Annotated in this window: 17 protein-coding genes and 1 pseudogene; 15 read left to right on the top strand and 3 right to left on the bottom strand. The window is 35.8% G+C overall.

Annotation, left to right across the window (positions count from 1 at the left end; translation table 11 throughout):
- Position 1 precedes the first annotated feature (1 nt).
- From GMB29_RS14725 to GMB29_RS14715, 3 genes and pseudogenes are all read left to right on the top strand, one after another.
- Positions 2-1,870 carry a heavy metal translocating P-type ATPase gene (locus tag GMB29_RS14725; RefSeq protein WP_319941514.1) on the top strand — a complete coding sequence of 623 codons (1,869 nt, stop codon included), beginning with the start codon at positions 2-4 and terminating at the stop codon, positions 1,868-1,870.
- Between the two features lie 486 nt (positions 1,871-2,356).
- The gene (tdh, locus tag GMB29_RS14720; RefSeq protein WP_136354806.1) at positions 2,357-3,397 is read left to right on the top strand and encodes an L-threonine 3-dehydrogenase; all 1,041 of its coding nucleotides are present in this window, start codon (positions 2,357-2,359) and stop codon (positions 3,395-3,397) included.
- Between the two features lie 32 nt (positions 3,398-3,429).
- Positions 3,430-4,604 (top strand): annotated as a pseudogene (locus GMB29_RS14715) (glycine C-acetyltransferase).
- Positions 4,605-4,870: 266 nt separating this feature from the next.
- On the opposite strand, the gene GMB29_RS14710 reads toward GMB29_RS14715, so the two are convergent.
- Positions 4,871-5,842: an MBL fold metallo-hydrolase gene (locus GMB29_RS14710; RefSeq protein WP_136354804.1), complete on the bottom strand. Its 972-nt coding sequence runs from the start codon at positions 5,840-5,842 to the stop codon at positions 4,871-4,873.
- Positions 5,843-6,185: 343 nt separating this feature from the next.
- Between GMB29_RS14710 and GMB29_RS14705 the strand changes: the two genes are divergently transcribed.
- The 5 genes from GMB29_RS14705 (at position 6,186) to GMB29_RS14685 (ending at position 10,882) form a co-directional block, all read left to right on the top strand.
- Positions 6,186-7,415 carry an ABC transporter substrate-binding protein gene (locus GMB29_RS14705; protein ID WP_136354802.1) on the top strand — a complete coding sequence of 410 codons (1,230 nt, stop codon included), beginning with the start codon at positions 6,186-6,188 and terminating at the stop codon, positions 7,413-7,415.
- 24 nt (positions 7,416-7,439) lie between these two features.
- Entirely contained in the window at positions 7,440-8,306 is an 867-nt protein-coding gene (locus tag GMB29_RS14700) for a branched-chain amino acid ABC transporter permease (protein WP_136354877.1), read from the top strand.
- A gap of 1 nt (position 8,307) precedes the next feature.
- Entirely contained in the window at positions 8,308-9,279 is a 972-nt protein-coding gene (locus tag GMB29_RS14695) for a branched-chain amino acid ABC transporter permease (protein ID WP_136354800.1), read from the top strand.
- A gap of 145 nt (positions 9,280-9,424) precedes the next feature.
- On the top strand, positions 9,425-10,189 hold the full coding sequence (locus tag GMB29_RS14690) for an ABC transporter ATP-binding protein (protein WP_136354798.1): 765 nt from the start codon (positions 9,425-9,427) through the stop codon (positions 10,187-10,189).
- Positions 10,190-10,882: an ABC transporter ATP-binding protein gene (locus GMB29_RS14685; RefSeq protein WP_136354796.1), complete on the top strand. Its 693-nt coding sequence runs from the start codon at positions 10,190-10,192 to the stop codon at positions 10,880-10,882.
- Between the two features lie 334 nt (positions 10,883-11,216).
- On the opposite strand, the gene GMB29_RS14680 is transcribed toward GMB29_RS14685, so the two are convergent.
- Together GMB29_RS14680 and GMB29_RS14675 are read right to left on the bottom strand one after the other, a co-directional pair.
- Positions 11,217-11,459 (bottom strand): ferredoxin, encoded by a 243-nt coding sequence (locus GMB29_RS14680; RefSeq protein WP_136354794.1) that lies wholly within the window; start codon positions 11,457-11,459, stop codon positions 11,217-11,219.
- A gap of 141 nt (positions 11,460-11,600) precedes the next feature.
- Positions 11,601-12,593 (bottom strand): NAD(P)/FAD-dependent oxidoreductase, encoded by a 993-nt coding sequence (locus tag GMB29_RS14675; RefSeq protein WP_136354792.1) that lies wholly within the window; start codon positions 12,591-12,593, stop codon positions 11,601-11,603.
- A 372-nt stretch (positions 12,594-12,965) separates the two neighbouring features.
- Between GMB29_RS14675 and GMB29_RS14670 the strand changes: the two genes are divergently transcribed.
- The 7 genes from GMB29_RS14670 to GMB29_RS14640 all read left to right on the top strand — a co-directional run bounded on the left by GMB29_RS14670 (position 12,966) and on the right by GMB29_RS14640 (position 19,381).
- Positions 12,966-13,763 carry an enoyl-CoA hydratase/isomerase family protein gene (locus GMB29_RS14670; RefSeq protein WP_155443903.1) on the top strand — a complete coding sequence of 266 codons (798 nt, stop codon included), beginning with the start codon at positions 12,966-12,968 and terminating at the stop codon, positions 13,761-13,763.
- Between the two features lie 160 nt (positions 13,764-13,923).
- Entirely contained in the window at positions 13,924-14,373 is a 450-nt protein-coding gene (locus GMB29_RS14665) for an acyl-CoA thioesterase (RefSeq protein WP_136354791.1), read from the top strand.
- Positions 14,374-14,443: 70 nt separating this feature from the next.
- A complete protein-coding gene (locus tag GMB29_RS14660; RefSeq protein WP_136354789.1) occupies positions 14,444-15,322 on the top strand; it encodes a PaaX family transcriptional regulator in 879 nt (292 codons plus the stop codon).
- A gap of 73 nt (positions 15,323-15,395) precedes the next feature.
- On the top strand, positions 15,396-16,172 hold the full coding sequence (locus GMB29_RS14655) for an enoyl-CoA hydratase-related protein (protein ID WP_136354787.1): 777 nt from the start codon (positions 15,396-15,398) through the stop codon (positions 16,170-16,172).
- Between the two features lie 117 nt (positions 16,173-16,289).
- Positions 16,290-17,060, top strand: coding sequence for an enoyl-CoA hydratase/isomerase family protein (locus GMB29_RS14650; RefSeq protein ID WP_136354785.1), 771 nt, complete (start codon positions 16,290-16,292; stop codon positions 17,058-17,060).
- A 10-nt stretch (positions 17,061-17,070) separates the two neighbouring features.
- Complete coding sequence (locus GMB29_RS14645; RefSeq protein WP_136354783.1) at positions 17,071-18,042, top strand: MBL fold metallo-hydrolase; 972 nt, start codon at positions 17,071-17,073, stop codon at positions 18,040-18,042.
- 397 nt (positions 18,043-18,439) lie between these two features.
- Positions 18,440-19,381 (top strand): Phenylacetic acid catabolic protein, encoded by a 942-nt coding sequence (locus GMB29_RS14640; RefSeq protein ID WP_406600267.1) that lies wholly within the window; start codon positions 18,440-18,442, stop codon positions 19,379-19,381.
- Positions 19,382-19,383 lie beyond the last annotated feature (2 nt).

Raw genomic sequence — 19,383 nt, 5'->3', positions numbered from 1 at the left:
TATGAAATGGATGGAACATATCGAACTTATTAATGCAATTATTTCAGGTATCCTTATTGGATTCGGTTGGTTACTTGATAGTAAGGGGAATGAGTCTGTTGCGATTCCATTATTTCTTTTAGCTTTCGTGATTGGCGGATATGCCAAAGCAAAAGAAGGAATTGAAGAAACAATAGCAGAAAAAAACTTAAATGTTGAGTTGCTCATGATATTTGCTGCTGTTGGGTCTGCGATTATTGGCTATTGGACAGAAGGAGCAATCTTGATTTTCATTTTTGCTCTAAGTGGTGCTCTTGAGACATATACAATGAATAAAAGTCACCGTGAAATTTCTGCATTAATGAGCCTGCAGCCTGAAGAGGCATTGTTAATAAAAAATGGAACCGAGAAACGAGTTCATGTAACATTCCTAACTGTCGGTGATACGATCTTAGTAAAACCAGGTGAACGTATTCCTACAGACGGTATCATTTTAACTGGAAAAACGAATATCGATCAGTCAGCAATTACGGGCGAGTCTATGCCTGTTGAAAGAGAAAAAAATGATGAAGTATTTGCTGGAACAGTAAACGGAAATGGATCAATTATTGTATCAGTGACGAAAAAAAGTACTGAAACAATGTTTCATAAAATACTTGATCTTGTTCAATCTGCACAATCAGAAAAATCACCGTCACAACAGTTCATCGAAAAGTTTGAAGGCACGTATGTAAAAGCTGTACTAGCCCTCGTTGCTGTTATGATGGTTCTCCCGCATTTTATGCTTGGCTGGAGCTGGAATGAAACAATTTATCGCGCACTTGTTTTAATGGTAGTCGCTTCACCATGTGCCCTAGTAGCGTCCATTATGCCAGCAACATTAGCAGCCATTTCAAATGGTGCAAGAAATGGCCTTTTATTTAAAGGCGGGATCCATTTAGAACAATTAAGTAAAACAAATGTCGTTGTTTTTGATAAAACTGGAACGTTAACGAGAGGCGAACCAGCTGTAACAGATATCATCATTTCGAATTCAATTGATACAGCAACATTTTATGAAGCAGTTTTATCAATTGAAAATCAATCAAACCACCCATTGGCAAAAGCAATTGTGGCAAAAATACAAGAAGAATTTCCAAAGAAATTAGCAAATATGACGTCAGTTGATGAAAAATCAGGATTTGGTGTTCGTGCTATGTTAGATCATTGTGAATGGAAAATTGGTAAGGCGGACTTTGTAGGGCGTCAAGAAGCATTAAACTTTGAAAACGGGGTAAGTGAAAAGCTGGCTGGTGAAGGAAAAACGATTGTGTATGTTGTTCGTGAAGACCAGATTGTCGGTCTTTTAGCATTAAAAGATGTCGTGCGAAAAGAAGCAAAAGCAGCAATAAAAACATTGAAGGAAAATGGTATTAAAACAGTTATGCTTACAGGTGACAGTAAATCAACTGCAGAAGCGATCGCTAAAGAATTACAGGTCGATTTGTTTCTTGGTGAGTGTTTGCCGGAAGATAAGGTAAATGAGATCAAAGGATTAAAAGAAAAATATGGAACTGTCACAATGATCGGAGATGGAATTAATGATGCACCAGCACTTGCAACATCAGATGTAGGGATTGCGATGGGTGAGGGTACAGATGTGGCACTAGAAACAGCTGATATTATTTTAATGAAAAATGAACTATCAAAGCTAACCAAAGCTGTAAAGCTCTCTAAAAAGATGAATCGAATTGTGAAGCAAAACATTATTTTTTCAATGTCAGTTATTGCGCTCCTTATTTGTTCGAATTTTTTCCAAGTATTAGATCTGCCATTAGGTGTTATTGGACATGAGGGAAGTACAATTCTTGTCATTTTAAATGGTTTGCGATTATTAAGAGGTATAGAATAAAGGGACTGACTTAGTCAGTCCCTTTATTCTTGTGTGCCAGCATGGGTGCAATCTTTAGGGTGCAAGACCTGAACCTTTGAAGGAAGAAGTAATAGTAGCTCCAAATCCTTCAGCTGTGAAATACTCCATTGAATGTTTAAATCGAAGATTAGTCAAATGGGCAATGTACAAATTCATGAGGTTCAGAGGTCATCGCGCACGTGCTGGAAAGTGGCGTAAAGAACTGCGAAAAGAGGCCTACATTGTTTCCGCACTGGGCTCTTGGAATGTTTCCTTAATGGCTGAACGATAAGCTCCGTATGAATCGAGAGGTCGGGGGTTAGCCACTCCCTCCCACTCGATTCTTCTTTTATAAGTGAACAAAAATAAAAATTATTTTGAATGCATACATATGTGCATTTCAAATGTACAGTGTGGTTCGTTTTCATCGTGTGTTTTCATAAACTATAGTACTGTAAGGGTTTTTTAAATAGTGAGGTGTTCATCATGCGTGGAAAAATGAAAGCAGTCGTGAAGCATCACCGCGGTTTTGGTGCAGAAATACAATCGGTTGATATTCCGCAAATAAAAGAAGATGAAGTATTAATTAAAATAAAGGCAACATCTATTTGTGGTACAGATGTTCATATTTATAAGTGGGATGAATGGTCTCAAAGCAGAGTGAAACCACCATATGTTTTGGGACATGAGTTTTCAGGAATTGTCGTTGAAAAAGGCGAGAAAGTGAGTAATGTAGAAATAGGTGATTCTGTCTCTGCGGAAACACATCTAGTATGTGGGAGATGTCCGCAGTGTCTTACTGGTCATTCACATATATGTCAAGATACAAAAATAATCGGTGTTGATACCCAAGGATGCTTTTCGGAATATATTGCACTTCCAACAAGGAATATTTGGAAAAACCCTAAAGAATTGCCATATGATATTGCCTCTATACAAGAACCATTTGGTAATGCGGTACACACTGTATTAACTGGTAATGTAGTTGGGAAAATCGTCGCTATTATTGGATGTGGTCCGATTGGCTTGATGGCTGTTGGTATTGCTAAAGCTGCAGGGGCTGCTCAAGTAATTGCCTTCGATATACATGAATATCGTCTTGAATTGGCTAAGAAAATGGGTGCAACAAAAATTGTTCATTCAAAAAATAACGACCCACTATTTGTTGTACATCAAATAAGTAATGGAAATGGTGCAGATGTTGTATGTGAGATGTCTGGACATTCAACAGCCATTATACAAGGTTTTAAAATGGTGAAAAATGGAGGACTTGTATCCATATTGGGTTTACCAAATCTACCTGTTGAAATTGATGTAGCAAATGATATTGTCTTAAAAGGAATTACGGTAAAAGGAATTACTGGCAGAAAGATGTATGAAACTTGGTATCAGACATCTGCCCTGATTTATTCTGGAAATGTGAAAGTAAAAGAACTGATCACACATCAATTTAGCCTTGAAGAATTTGAAAAGGGATTCAAGCTGATGATAGAAGGTAATTGTGGAAAAGTTATTTTAATCCCATAAAGAAGAAAAGTGTTTAAAAGGAGGTATCGCTAATGAAGGGGTTTGACTATTTACAAAGTGAACTTGATGCCATGAAAAAACTTGGGACATATCGAACACTAACACCGATAGATTCTCAGCAAGGTGCAAAGGTAACTATTAATGGAAAGGAAGTTATTCAGCTTTCTTCAAATAATTATTTAGGGTTAACCTCACATCCTCGTCTAAAAAAAGCGGCACTACATGCGATAGAAAAATACGGTACTGGTACTGGTTCAGTACGCACTATTGCTGGAACGTTTACAATGCATCAAAATCTGGAAGAGAAGCTTGCAAGTTTTAAGCATACAGAAGCTGCAATCGTATTTCAATCTGGTTTTACGACAAATCAAGGGGGGTTATCATCTATCTTAACAAATGAAGATGTTGTCATTTCAGATGCATTAAATCATGCATCAATTATTGACGGTATTCGTTTAACGAAGGCTGCAAGAAAGGTATATAACCATGTTGACATGAATGATTTGGAAAAAGCACTACGGGAATCAAGTGATTATCGGATACGACTAAACGTGACAGATGGTGTGTTTTCAATGGACGGTAATATTGCACATTGCCAAAGATTGTTGAGTTAGCGGAAAAATATAATGCACTTGTCATGCTCGATGACGCACACGCCTCAGGAGTATTAGGTGAAAATGGACGCGGTACAGTTAATCACTTTCGTTTGGATGGTCGAGTTCATATTCAAGTCGGAACATTAAGTAAAGCGATAGGTGTATTAGGAGGTTATGTAGCAAGTTCAAAAATAGTGATTGACTATTTAATTCATAAAGGTCGTCCGTTTTTATTTAGCACTTCACATCCGCCAGCCGTAACAGCTGTTTGTATTGAGGCAATTAATGTACTTCTAGACGAACCTTTGTTAATTTGAACGGTTATGGAATCATACAAAGTTCTTTAAAGAAGGTCTTCTAAAATTAGGCTTTGACACAGGCAGAAGTGAAACACCGATCATCCCGATAAAGGTGGGTGATGAAGTACTCTCCCACCAATTTTCCGGCAAATTACTAGATTATGGAGTTTTCGCTCAAGGGATTGGATTCCCTACAGTTCCAAAGGCCAGGCACGTATAAGAACAATCGTTACAGCAGAGCATACAAAAGAGGTTCTTCAAGAAGCGTTAGATATCTTTCGAAAGGCTGGAAAAGAGTTAAACATTATTTAAGTAGAAAAAAGAAAGCACTGTATAAACAGTGCTTTCTTTTTTTAGCAGTATGTTTAAGCTTGGACTGTATATAACTTTGGGAGCAGATGTAATAATTGATTGTGCCGAGATGGAAGACTCACGGTCCAATACAGATTATAAGATAGTAAGGTTGTTTTAAAACTCAAAAATAGTCTACTTTATTAATAGATCAAAATGTATCAGTTGAATAAGTGATTTGAGAGCCCGACAAAAGAAAGGTAACCTCATTTGTTTTTCCTTCTTATTTATGCAGTATAATGCCATATTCCTTTTTTCATATCTTTGTGTATACGTCCTTTAGCCTCTAAATAATCTAAATGACCAATTATCTCTGACATGACAAGTGAAAATTGTGTATCATATTTATTTTTGTAGTAAGTTTGTGCAAGTTCACTTCCAGTTGAAATCCCCTCTTGAATAAGTAGCAATATCCTTTCCGCTTTCTCTTCAATGCCTTGTAATCTTTTTTGAATTAATTCCATAGGTTTTTCAATTAGTACACCATGTCCAGGGAAAACAAGCTTAATCGGTAAAGATAGACAATTATGCAGCGAATTCATATGATCGATCAATGTATGCATTTGTTTACCACTCTGATCTGGTTCAACAAGAGCATTACTAGAAATGTGATTTATTAATAAATCACCGGATATTAACCAGTTACTAGTTCTATCGAAAAGAGCAATTTGATCAGGTGCATGTCCTGGTACTTCGAAAATTTCGAATCCGAATAATTTATTCTTTTCATCAATAACTTGTAAGTTTGCATGAATGGCTAGTTCTTTGTTCTTTTTTACGGCTTGTTGTAAATAATTGACTTGTTTTCTACCTGTATGGCCACAACCCATTTGTTCATATAAAGTGGAAAAGAACTCAATCCGCATTTGAAGAAATGAATCATCTCTCTTTAGACGAGGGATAGATTCCGAATGTACATAGACTGGAATCGGAGTCAAGGAGGCTATGTGATTGACAAGTCCGACATGATCAATATGATGATGTGTTAATATGATGGCAGTTAAATCATGAATTGATAAGTCATTACATTGCAAAGTATGTTCCAGAGCATGAAGGGAATCATTATTGTTTAGTCCCGCATCAACCAAAATTAACTCATGATCATATTTAACAAGATAGTAATTTATACTTTTTAAGCTAGTGTGATCTGGAACGATGATCGGAATAATTTCAACCTTAGAATTTTTAAATTCTCTCAAAAGATGTCACCTCATTTTAGATAATATCGAGCAGAATAATATTATAACGAAAAGTATACGAAGGATAAAAATACGGAATAAAAAAGATAATCAATCATGTGAAAATATGATGTTAATATGATTATATCGTAGAAATTTTCTATCTCAAAACAAAAATTGTTTTATAAATTTTTAACGAAAGAATAAAAAAGATGTTGCAAAAAATAGTTTATCCATTTAATCTAATATTTAGAATATATAGAAAAGGGGGACAATTGAAGGGGAGATAATAAAAAGGGCAGAAAAAGGGGAAGTTTGACGTTTTTTGAAAGCGGTTACTTAAAAATCGAAGAGGTGAATGATTATGAGGAAAAAAGGGTTTTTAATAATGTGTATCATCTTCGTTTTAACAGTACTATCAGCTTGCGGAAACAGTGCAATACAATCAAGTTCTAGTTCAAGTGATTCAAAAAATCAAACAGATAAACAAACGGAAAGCTCAGAATCTATTAAAATAGGTAATATTTTACCGTTTTCTGGTGTATATGCCTCTCTAGGTAAAGATTTGTCAGATGGAATGAAGCTGTATTTTGAAAGTGTAAATTGGGAAGTTGAAGGGAAAAAGATTGAATTAATTGAGGAGGATACTGAAGCCGATCCTCAAGTTGCACTAAGAAAACTAAGAAAACTTATGGATCAAGATAATATTGACATATTAAATGGTGCAGTAAGTACGGCTGTTGCATATGCGATCCGTGATGAAGTAGATTCAAAGAAGTTGCCGTATCTTGCTTCACATGCAGGTGGTAACGATTTAACTAGAGCTCAGCGAAGTGACTATATTTGGAGATCATCATTCTCTTCTTGGCAAATCGGCCATTCAATGGGGCAATGGGCTTATGACAATATCGGGGAAAAAATGTACATTGCTGCTGCTGACTATGCATTCGGAAAAGAGGTTTCTGCTGCATTTAAAGCAGCTTATACTGCAGCAGGTGGAGAAATCGTTGGTGAAGTATACCCACCGCTAGGAAACAATGATTATTCATCATACTTAACAACAATCGGTGGAGTGGAAGCAGATGGTGTTTATGCGTTTTTCGCGGGTAGTGATGCAGTTCGTTTTGTACAACAATACGAACAATTTGGGTTAAAAGAAAAGTTCCCTCTTGTTGGATCTGGGTGGTTAGTAGCAGAAGATTTACGTGAACAAATTGGTAATGCTGCAGAAGGTGCCTTTGTGTCTACTTTCTGGGACTATAGTCTAGAAACTGAGGAGAATCAAGCGTTCGTTAAAGCGTACGAAGATGCTTATAACAGACGTCCAACTATTGAGTCATTAGAGGGTTATGATGCAGCACGTGTCATTGTTGAAGCTATTAAGAGTTTAGGTGGAGATGTATCTGACCCAAACAAAGTTGTAGAAGCAATGTCGAATGTAACATTCACTAGTCCGCGTGGACAAATAGAATTTGATAAAGAAACACATCATGTGATTCAAAATATGTACATTACAGAGACAGTTCTTGTAGATGGAAAAACAGAAAACAAAGTGATTGATTCTGTCGAAAAAGTTAAGGATCCAGGTAAATAATCATAGGTAGAGAGGTGTATGAATGTGGATATAATCGGAGCGCAATTAGTTAATGGCGTATCATATGGTCTGCTATTGTTTATTATCACGTGTGGATTGTCGCTTGTCTTTGGAATTTTGGGAGTATTGAATTTAGCACATGGATCTTTGTATATGTTCGGTGCGTATATCGCCTATTCGTTAACTGCAACATACACTCAGAGTTTCTGGTTAGCCTTGCTAATTGCCCCGATTAGTGTAGCATTACTTGCGTTGGTGGTGGAGCTTATTTTGCTCCGCCCAACGTATCAATTAGGGCATTTATCCCAAGTTTTATTAACATTTGGATTAGCTTATGTTTTTCATGATCTAGCCTCGATTATTTGGGGATCAAATGTTCTTTCAATTCCAGTACCATCTATTTTTTCTGGTTCAATTGCAATCTTTGGACAAACATTTCCCGTTTATCGCATCGCTGTCATTATTGTTGGAATTGTGATTGCAGTATTGCTATGGTATATCCAAGAAAAAACAAAATGGGGCGCTATCATTCGTGCAGGATTAAGCGATAAGCAAATGGTTAGTGCACTAGGAATTAATATAAAACTAGTTTTTACAATTGTTTTTGTTATTGGAGGTCTTCTTGCAGGTTTTGGTGGTGTTGTAGCAGGGCCAATCCTCGGGCTTTATCCAAGTATGGAGTTTCAAACTTTAATTCTAGCATTAGTTGTTTTAGTTATTGGAGGACTCGGATCGATTTCTGGAACACTTGTCGCTGGTTTACTCGTTGGAATCGTAGAAACGTTTAGCCGGTTTTTGGTCCCTGAGCTTAGTATGTTTCTAGTATTTGGATTAATGGCAATTATTCTTATTGTTAAACCAAACGGATTACTAGGAAAGAAGGTGGCATAACATGAAAAGCACATTCGTTAAATTTTTACTTGTGATTATTGCTTTATGTTTAGCACCTTTTGTGCTTTCACTTTTTCATTTAAATTTATTAACTGAAATTCTAATTTTTGCAGTGTTTGCACTTAGTTTAAATGTTTTAGTAGGATTTACTGGCCTTGTATCTTTAGGTCATGCAGCATTTTTTGGAGTGGGTGCTTATACCGCTGGACTTGCTGCGCAAAATGTATCGAGTAATATTATCGTCACTTTAGGGATGGCTATTCTCTTTTCAGTTATTGTTGCTGCTATTGTCGGAATTTTCTGTATGAAAGTAAATGGTTTTTACTTTTTAATGCTAACATTAGCATTTTCACAGATGATTTATTCTTTTATTCATCAATCAACGAATCTAACTGGAGGATCAAACGGATTATCTGGTATACCTCGAGCAACAATAGGAGGATTTGAATTTGCAAATGCCGTATTCATCTTCTATTTAGTTGCCTTCATTTTTATCATTGCTTATGCTGTTTTAAGAATTGTTGTTAAGTCGCCATATGGCCAAGTATTAATCGGCATCCGTGAAAACGAAACAAGAGTAAAATCGATGGGGTATAACACAAGCCTCTATAAGTACACAGCTTTTGTACTTGCTGGTGGTGTTGGTGGATTGGCAGGGTCATTATACACTTATTTTAATGGATTTATTGCACCTAGTGATGTGTATTGGACAATGTCTGGAGGAGTATTAATTATGGTGTTAATTGGGGGAGCAGGGAAAATACTTGGACCAGTCTTTGGAGCAGCTCTATATGTGATCCTTGAAACCGTCATAAGTTCATATACAAATTCATGGATGATGATTGTTGGTGCTGTATTTATTATCTTTGTTATCTTCTTCCCAAAAGGTATTGTCGGAATTGGAGAAAGTGTTATACAAAAAATCAAAACAAAAAAACAACAGACATATGGAAAAAAATCACATGCGGCTTAATGTTTCATATTCAGTCATACACCACCCTTAAGATTCAGGATTTTATTGAATTTTGAATTTAATAAAGTACGACAAAAGCAAAGACTGTGTTGTTTTCATAGTGAAAAGTCCCGTTTTATTTGAAAATGAAATTGAGGTGAGTTGCTTGGGAAGTGGTAAAATCTTAAAAATCAATGGAATAGGTAAAAGTTTTGGGGGCTTACAAATCTTAAAAGATATTTCATTAGAAGTTGAAAAAGGAGAAAGAATTGGGATTATCGGTCCTAATGGTGCAGGTAAAACAACATTTTTCAATCTTTTAGTTGGTGATTTAGAACCAACCCATGGTGAAATCTATCATTATGATACAAACATTACGAAACAGCCTAATTTTAAACGAGTTCGCAATGGGATTGTTCGTACATTCCAAAAAAATAATTTATTAAATGAGTTATCTGTTTTAGATAATTTGCTTTTAGTTTTACAAAGAAAGCAAGGATCTGGTCAAGTATGGTTTAAATTAAGAGGTGAAAAGCAATACCCCAAATTATATGAAAAGGCCGACGAATTACTTGAAACATGGGGCTTGTCACATCAGCGAGATTCCATTGTGAAAAATCTGTCTTATGGCGAACAACGACAAATTGAGATTTTACTAGGTGTAGCAACAGAACCATCCATTCTTTTGCTAGATGAACCAACAGCTGGCATGTCTCAATCTGAAACAAATTATATTGTTAATTTGCTTCACAATCTTCCTAAAGATTTAACTTTGATGATCATTGAACATGATCTAGACGTTGTTTTCGGATTAGCTGACCGGATGGTTGTTTTATATGATGGTGGAGTTTTAGTAGAAGGTGAGCCTGATCAAGTAAGAAATGATGAGCGAGTGAACAAAATCTATATCGGAAGTGGAGATGAAATCTAAATGTTAGATATTCAAAATCTCCATACATATTATGGAGAAAGTCATATACTACATGGTGTTTCATTATCAGTAAAAAAAGGATCTGTATCTGTCCTCCTCGGTCGTAATGGAATGGGAAAAACAACAACCTTACATTCTATCATGGGAATGGTTCCTCCTAAAGAAGGAACAATCATCATGAACGGAAATGAAATTCAGAAAAAATCAAGCTATCAAGTTTCCAGAGCTGGAATCGGATTAGTACCCCAAGGGAGAAGAATTTTCGGTAATTTAACAGTAAAAGAAAATTTACTCACAACAGCTAGACCAGTAAAAGATGGCTGGAATTTAGATAAAATTTATGACATGTTTCCTAGATTAAAAGAACGTGAAACATCAATGGGCGGCAACCTCAGTGGTGGAGAGCAGCAAATGCTTTCAATTGGCAGAGCACTTTTGACAAATCCAGACCTATTGCTACTAGATGAACCGTCAGAAGGTTTATCACCATTAATGGTTCGTGAAGTAATGAAAATAATCAAGCGGTTAAAAGAAGATGGTTTATCTATGTTGCTAGTTGAACAAAATCTTGCTATGGCCTCAAGTTTAGCGGATTATGTCTATATATTAAATAAGGGCACAGTCGTATTTGAGGGTGAATCAGAACAGTTTGATAATGACGTAAAAAATAAATTCTTAGCTTTAAGTTCTTAGCGTTCAAAAAAGGAAGGAGGTTCTCGAGACCCTCCTTCCTTTTTTGAAGTGATTTTTTAGGCTCTTCTTAGAGATTGTCGATTTATAACGAAACTATTTTAAATTGATTGGAGCAGATTGCGAGACTCCTGCGGGAGCAGCGGGAGAGCTGAGGCCGCGCAAGTGTTTCACCTAGGAGGCGCTCACCACATGCACCCGCGGAAAGCAAGCAACTCTCGCTGCAATCAACCACACCGCACTACTTGGTAATTAGCAAAAAGTATGTGAAAGCAGCCCCTGGAAAGTATAAGGGTTATCTCCATTAAAAAAACCCCCAATGATGGAGGCCCGAGTATTATGCATTAACATGTGAATGGAATGGTTGATCTGCTACTTTTATCGATTCAGTTGGACAGCCTTCTTCTGCATCAATTAAATCATCTACTAGATCACCATCTATTTCAGTAATACCTTGGTTGTCATCAAGGATTGCATGTGCAATCCCTTCGTCATCATAATCAAAAAGATCAGGAGCTGTAGCACCACAAGCACCGCATGCTATACATGTATCCTTATCTACCAATGTATATTTAGCCATATTATCGCCTCCGTAATTATCTGACTTTCAAATAGGAATGTTCAGTTTCCCCACTTCGAGAATGAGGAGGGGATATCTTCACGTAAAAATCTACCAGACGAGCATTTTTGCCACGTGAATGCTACAGAGATAGAAGCTCACTTAAGCAAATACACTCGTACTATGAAGCGGTTGAACTTTAGCTTTTGGATCAATAAAAGCTTTGGCATTATTTATTGCAGTAGGTGCTTCTCCAAAGCCGGTTGCAATTAATTTTACCTTTCCTTCGTACGTACAAATATCTCCTGCAGCGTAGACTCCTGGAATATTTGTTTCCATTTTTGAGTTTACAACAATCGAATTTTTTTCGATGTTTAGTCCCCAATTTTTCATAGGTCCTAATGATGAAAGGAATCCAAAATTTACAATCACATCATCTACTTCGACTTCCTGTACTGTACCGTCTTTTGCATGCTCTATCTTTACTGAATGTATACGCTTACTGTCACCTGTTAAATGAATTGGTATGAATGGAGTTTTAATTTCTACATTGCTATCCATTAAATTTGATACACTTGCTTCATGTGCCCGAAATTTATCCCGGCGATGAACGAGTGTCACTTGACTTGCAATCGGTTCTAACATTAATGACCAATCAACGGCTGAATCACCGCCTCCACAAACAAGAACTTTTTTATCTCTAAATTTCTCAAGATTGTCGATAAAGTAATGAAGATTACTAATTTCGTATTGTTCAGCTTCTTCTAATTCAATTTTACGAGGCTGAAATGCCCCATTACCAGCTGTGAGAATGACAGTTTTGGTAAGATGAACTTCTTTATTTGTTGTAAGTCGGATAAGTCCATCATCTAGTAACTCTAAATTTTCAACCATTTGTTCAATGCAAATGGTCGGATTAAAGTGTAATGCTTGCTCAGTTAATCGATCGACTAATTCCTGTGCCTTAACTTTAGGGAATCCAGCTACATCATAAATGTATTTTTCCGGATACAAGGCAGATAGTTGCCCACCTAATTGTGGCAGGCTTTCAATAATTTTAACAGAAGAGTTACGCATACCTGCGTAAAAGGCAGCAAATAAGCCAGTTGGCCCTCCTCCAATAATCGTAATTTCATGAACATCTTGATTTGTCATAACAAACCTCCTAATTGGTTTAAATGAATATTTATTATGTTTATTTTACTATCGTTAATTATAAGTAATATAGAATATTCTAATAAGTCTGTCAAGGTGTTTTTATAAGATTAATAGTTAATATATTTGTTTTATCCTGTACAAGAAAGTAAATACACTAAATTTAAAATAAAAAATTAAAATTATGTTTTTTTCACGTTCGTCAAAATATTGTGAAAAAGAGAGTAATTGAAAGAAATAGTGAGCATGTGAGGTAAATTCGGCTTAAAACTTGGGAATGATCACTTTGTACATTGTTTGAAAATTATATATATTATGAATTAGTTACGAAAGAAACAAAATCATAATAAAAAATCCAGGAGGTTTTTACCAATGACTACAACTTTATCTGAAACTAAAACGCTTACAGTTAAAAAAGCTAATGGTATTGCTGAGGTACATATCCACGTTAACAAAACAAATGCTTATGATCTTGATTATTACAAAGAATTAAATGCAGCGATCGATAATATCCGTTTTGATAATGATATTAAAGTAGCCGTGTTAATGAGTGATATGCCTAAATTTTTCTCAGCAGGTGCAAACATCAACTTCTTAAAAGCATCAGAGCCACGTTTTAAAACGCAATTCTGCTTATTCTGTAATGAAACGTTAGATAAAATTGCTCGTTCACCGCAAATCTGGATCGCTTGCTTAGAAGGACATACAGTTGGCGGCGGTTTAGAAATGGCATTAGCTTGTGACTTACGTTTCATGGGAGATCAAGCAGGTAAAATCGGTCTTCCTGAAATTACACTTGGAGTATTAGCTGGTACTGGTGGTACACAACGTTTAGCTCGTCAAGTTGGTCATTCAAAAGCATTAGACCTAAACTTAACTGGTGAAACATTAACACCACAGGAAGCATTAAATATTCGCTTAGTTGACCGTATCTTCCCACAAGAAGAAACAAGAGCGAAAACATTAGAATACGCAGAAAAGATTGCGAACAGTGCAACATATGCAGCATCAAACATTAAACTATCCATTATGAATGGTAAAGAAATGCCGCTAAATGTAGCAATCCGCTACGAAGGTGAGCTGCAAAACCTATTATTCCGTTCACAAGATGCACAAGAAGGACTAAGTGCATTCATTGAAAAACGCGAAGCTAATTGGATTGGCAAGTAATTTAGGAAACGAAAATGGCGATATCGGAATTCCGATATCGCCATTTTAGACAGTTGGGAATGACTAGTGATTTCTTCACAGCCTCCTATTTTGGAAACTCATTATGGAGATTGAATAGATACAAAGATTTATAGCTAGGAAAGAGGAGGATTGAACGAAAATGAGATCAAATGAGATAGAATTATTAGTCAACTGGGGGGACACGGATAAAGCTGGAATTGTTTATTATCCTAATTATTTTAAATGGTTTGATATTGCCGGACATCAATTTTTCCGTAGTTGCGATTTATCACCGCGCCAACTGGAGGAAGAACGCCAAATTATCGTTCCCATGCTTGATGCAAGATGTAGCTTTGAAAAACCTTTATTATATGAAGATGTCATAACAATAAAAACCCAGGTAGCAGAGATTAATAATAAAACAATTAAACTCAATCATGAAGTTTTTAGAGGAGAAACTCGAACAGGTTTTGGATATGAGCTTAGAGGATGGGTCAAGCAAACGAATAATGTGATAAAGGCTGTTCCAATTCCCGAAGATGTCATAGCGATTTTAAACCAAGATATTCATACAAGTGATAAAGGAAAACGGATATCTTTTAATGCGTAATTCTCAGTTCTCCTCTATAATAAAAATACTCAAAAAATTTTAATAGTTTTTATATGGAGGGCGAACTGTTTTGAAACCAAGATCATTAATGTATACATTATATGGAGAATATATCCAATATTATGGTGGGGAAATTTGGGTTGGCAGCTTAATCCAAATAATGAATAAATTTGGTGTGTCAGAATCGTCTGTAAGAGGGGCGATCTTTCGTATGGTTCAAAAGAATTTAATGCAGGTAAGAAAAATCGGAAACAAAAGCTATTATTCTGTATCCGAACAAGGGAAACGGAAAGTTGATGAAGGTGTAAAAAGGGTCTACACAACTCAAAGTCAAACTTGGGATGGGATGTGGAGAGTACTTACATATTCTTTTCCAGAAGAAAAACGTGAACTTCGAAATGAAATTCGTAATGAACTGAATTGGACTGGCTTCGGTGTTATCTCAAATAGCACATGGGTGAGTCCTAATCCTTTAGAGGAGCAAGTATTAGAGATGATCGAAACATATCAAATAGAAGATAATATCTTTTTATTTAGTGCAGCTTCGATTGTATCTCATGATAATCAAAGTATTATTAAAAAAGGCTGGGATTTAGATCGTATTTCTAATGAATACAACATATTTATAGAAAAGTATACGCCTAAATTTGAAGAGTTACGTGAAAAGGCTTTAAATAATACGTTAACAGATGATGAATGTTTTATTGAAAGAACGAATTTGGTTCATCAATATAGAAAGTTTCTTTTTCAAGATCCTGGATTTCCACGAGATTTATTACCTCCACAGTGGGCTGGAACGAAGGCAAGAGAGTTATTTTGGAACATCCACCAGCTCATATCGATACCTGCTGTGCGGTTTTTTGAATCTGTATATGAACCGGCTCCAGATAAAAACATACAGGCACAGCGTGATAAGGCGATTAACCCTTTCAGAGAAATTTATATGTAAGTCATTAAATTTTTCGACGGATATGGATGTCTCTAAGCAAGTGATGTCATTTTTTAGGAACTGAGGGATGATAATGAAAAAAGTTTTGTTTGAAACAAACAACCATTTAGCATTTGTCACAATAAATCGACCTGAGCAACTAAATTGTTTTGATTATGAAACATTAGTTGAATTAGAAAACATCATTGAAGAGATTAAATTAGATAAAGACATTCGTTCGGTTATTTTTACTGGTGCGGGAGAAAAAGCATTCAGTGCTGGTGCTGATTTAAAAGAAAGACGTACATTAAATGAAAAGGAAGTAAGGAGAAATGTAAGTAAAATCCGCGATGTGTTTACGATGATTGAGGAACTTCCGCAACCAACGATAGCGGCCATTAATGGATATGCACTTGGCGGCGGATTTGAGCTCGCACTTGTATGTGATTTTCGGTACGCAGTGAAAAAGGCCAAAATGGGCTTGACTGAAGTAAGTTGGGCAATTATACCAGGTGCAGGCGGTACACAAAGATTAAGCAGATTAATTGGAACTTCTAAGGCTAAGGAATTAATCTTAACGGCAAGGAAAATCGATGCACAACAAGCTTTTGATTTAGGAATAGTAAATAAGGTCGTTGAAGATGATGAGTTAATCAAAAGTTCGATAGCTCTTTCGGAAGAAATTATGAAAAATGGTCCATTAGCTGTAGCTCAAGCAAAATATGCAATTAATTATGGTAGCAATGTTGACATGAAAACCGGACTTGCGATTGAGTCAAAAGCTTATGAAGTAATCATACCGACAAAAGATCGCATTGAAGCTCTACAGGCTTTTAATGAAAAACGTCCAGCGATATTTAAGGGAGAATAAATTGTATTCATTTTACTTCTATGAATCTAGCATTCAATAAACAATATAGTAAATAAATGAGGGACTTAATCACTGAAATGTTCCTGCTTCATTTAAAAATAACAAGAGGTGAATGTAATGAAAAACTATGAAACGATTCACGTACAAATTGAACAAAACGTTGCATGGCTTACATTATGTCGTGAACCAGTAAACGTATTAAATATTGATATGATGAATGAAATAGTAGACGCATTAGAAAACCTTCTTGCACATGAAGAACCACATGCATTAGTCATCCGATCAAATCAAAAGGTTTTTTCTGCAGGTGTATCAATAGAGGATCATATTGGTGAAAAGGCAGAGCAAATGATCCATGTATTTCATAAAATGTTTCATTTGTTAGCGAAAATTCCATGCCCGACAATTGCAGTTGTAGAGGGAGCTGCCATCGGTGGCGGTTGTGAAATTGCCAGTTTTTGTGACATTTCAGTTGCGACAGAAAAAGCAAAGTTTGGACAACCTGAAATTAATTTAGGACTATTTCCACCAGTATCTGTTGCGATCTTTCCATGGTTAATGGGGTTCAACAAAACAATGGAGTTGTTATTAACGGGGAAAACAATTTCTGCTGCAAAAGCTAAGGAATATGGGCTTATTAATGAAGTTGTTAGTGATGATGAACTTGCAAACTATTTAGAAGAATTACTAGACTCCTTTAGATCAAAAAGCAGAATCGCACTCAGTTACACGAGAATGGCAATTCGTGAAGCGATGGCAAATACGTTTGCGCAAACAATCAGCAAAGTTGAGCAAATATATTTGACTGACTTAATGAAAACAAATGATGCACAGGAAGGATTAATTTCATTTTTAGAGAAGCGTGAACCAGTATGGAAGCATTCTTAGGGGGCGCAAAATGAATATAGCACAGATTGAAGATATTGGATATCGCATTGGTATTCCTGTTCCGTTTCCAATGAAATATGTCTACTGTTATCTTTTAAAACAAGACGATGGTTATGTATTAATTGATGTAGGCTTAAATTATAGTAAAGCACGAGAAACATGGGAACAGGTTTTTGAGTATTTAGCAATCAATCCAAAAGAAATCAGGACAATTTATTTGACGCATTTCCATCCAGATCATTCAGGGCTTGCCGGATGGATGCAAGGATTAACGGGTGCAAAAGTTTATATGCATGAAATTGATGCAAAAATGCTTGAGCGAGTGTGGGGAAAGGATAGTATGCAATCAATCCGTATGAAGGAAATGGTACTTAATCACGGTGTACCTGAAAAACTAAGTGAAGAGATTATGATTCATATGGATAAACTTAATAACAGTGTGCTGCCGCTGCCAATAGTTGAGATAATCGGTGATAAAGTAGAATTCTCAGGCTTGGTGTGGCAAGTTATTCATACACCTGGACATAGTGAAGGACATATTTGTTTCCTGCAAAAGGAAGAGCAAATTTTAATAGCAGGTGACACAGTATTAGAGAAAATTACACCAAATATAAGTGTATGGCCTGGCTCTAGCCAAAAACCGTTACATGAGTACATTGAATCGTTACGTATGCTAAAAGAACTCCCTGTAAAAGTCGCCTATTCCGCACACCACACACCAATTACACAATTTAAGCAAAGAATTGATGAAATTATCTTACACCATGATGAACGTTTGGATAAAATTGAAAAACTTGCTGAAAATAAAACAGCTTTTGAAATCGCAGAAGTTTTATTTGCACACAAAAGCTTAAACCCTCATCAATGGAGATTTGCAATTGCAGAAACCATTGCTCATTTAAACTATTTAGAACAAGAAATGAGAATTGAGCATGAGGGAACCAGACCTATTATTTATAAACGAAAAGTAAATGTACAATAAAACACCAAAAACATGGGCTCTCTACACGAGTTCATGTTTTTTATTTTGTTATTATCCTTTTTACAATGATCGTCACTTTTCCAAAAGTTCGAAAATGGACATTAAGTACAATAATGTAATGACTTAGTCAAAGCATTTATTACAACTTGATCAATAGTGAGTCGAAAAATTTGTTTTGTATACGAAATGAACATGAAATTAAAAATCAGATTATGACCGACATATTGGAAAAATAGCCAAGTTAGTCGATGTTATCAGTTTATTCGGATATCAATTATTCATTTTTATTTTCTTTCGTCAAAAAAACATAATAAAAATATTGACAGATAATTTCGAATGCTTTATATTATTTAATATAAACGATAATATAAAAAACGTAATAAAAGAGGTGTTTATAATGAGTGTGAATCAAACTGAAGTATTAATGGAAAAAGTAAAAAGCGGTTACAAAGTTGAACGTGTTGAAGATATGAATGAAGAGTATTTAAAAGCATTAAAGCAAACGCTAACAATTGTGGGAGATACAGAGCTTCTAAGTGTTCCACCTCTATTAACGGTTTATGATCAAGCTCCTAATCTAAACTATAAAATTACTGCTCTAGCAGTTATGCAAGATGAAATTGGCCACGCACATATCGCTTACAGATTATTAGAAGACTTAGGTGAGAATGTCGATGAACTTCTTTACGATCGTCAACCAAACCGTTGGAAAAACCCATATGCTTTTGATTATAAGCTCGATAACTGGATTGAATTAGGCGTCTTTAATGGATTCTTTGATCGTGCCGGCTACACATTACTTGGTGATGCACACGAACATACATCATACGGACCATGGAAAAGAGCGTTAGTAAAAGTAGATAAAGAAGAGTTATTCCATTTAAGAAATGGCGAAATTATCATGAGAGCAGGTATGAAAAATCCAGAGACAGCTAAACAGGTTCAGGAAGCAGTGGATTGGATGTTCCTAATGTCATTAGAGTTCTTTGGTGTTGCAGATGGCTTAAAAAGTCGTTCAGCACAACTTGATTACAAACTAAAAGGTAGAACAAATGATGAACTTAGACAAAAATGGTTATCAACGGCCGTTCCATTCTGTGAATCAATCGGAGTTAAAGTACCTGCTCATTATGATGAAGAGCAAGGGAAATATGTTTTAGATGTACCATTCCCATGTAAATTTGACCCTGAGAATAAAAAATGGTTATTTGACCAACCGGATACTTGGGAAAATGTCATTAAACGCTTTAAAGAGCGTGGGCCGCAAAACGTAGAGTTCGTAACAAGAATTCAAAAAGGAGCCCGAGAATTAGAAGAAATGAGAGCAGAGGTGGTTTAATG

It is taken from the genome of Metabacillus sediminilitoris, assembly GCF_009720625.1.
Taxonomy (GTDB): Bacteria; Bacillota; Bacilli; order Bacillales; family Bacillaceae; genus Metabacillus; species Metabacillus sediminilitoris.
Note: the sequence above shows the minus strand (reverse complement) of the source record. Positions and strands in the feature narration are given on the sequence as shown.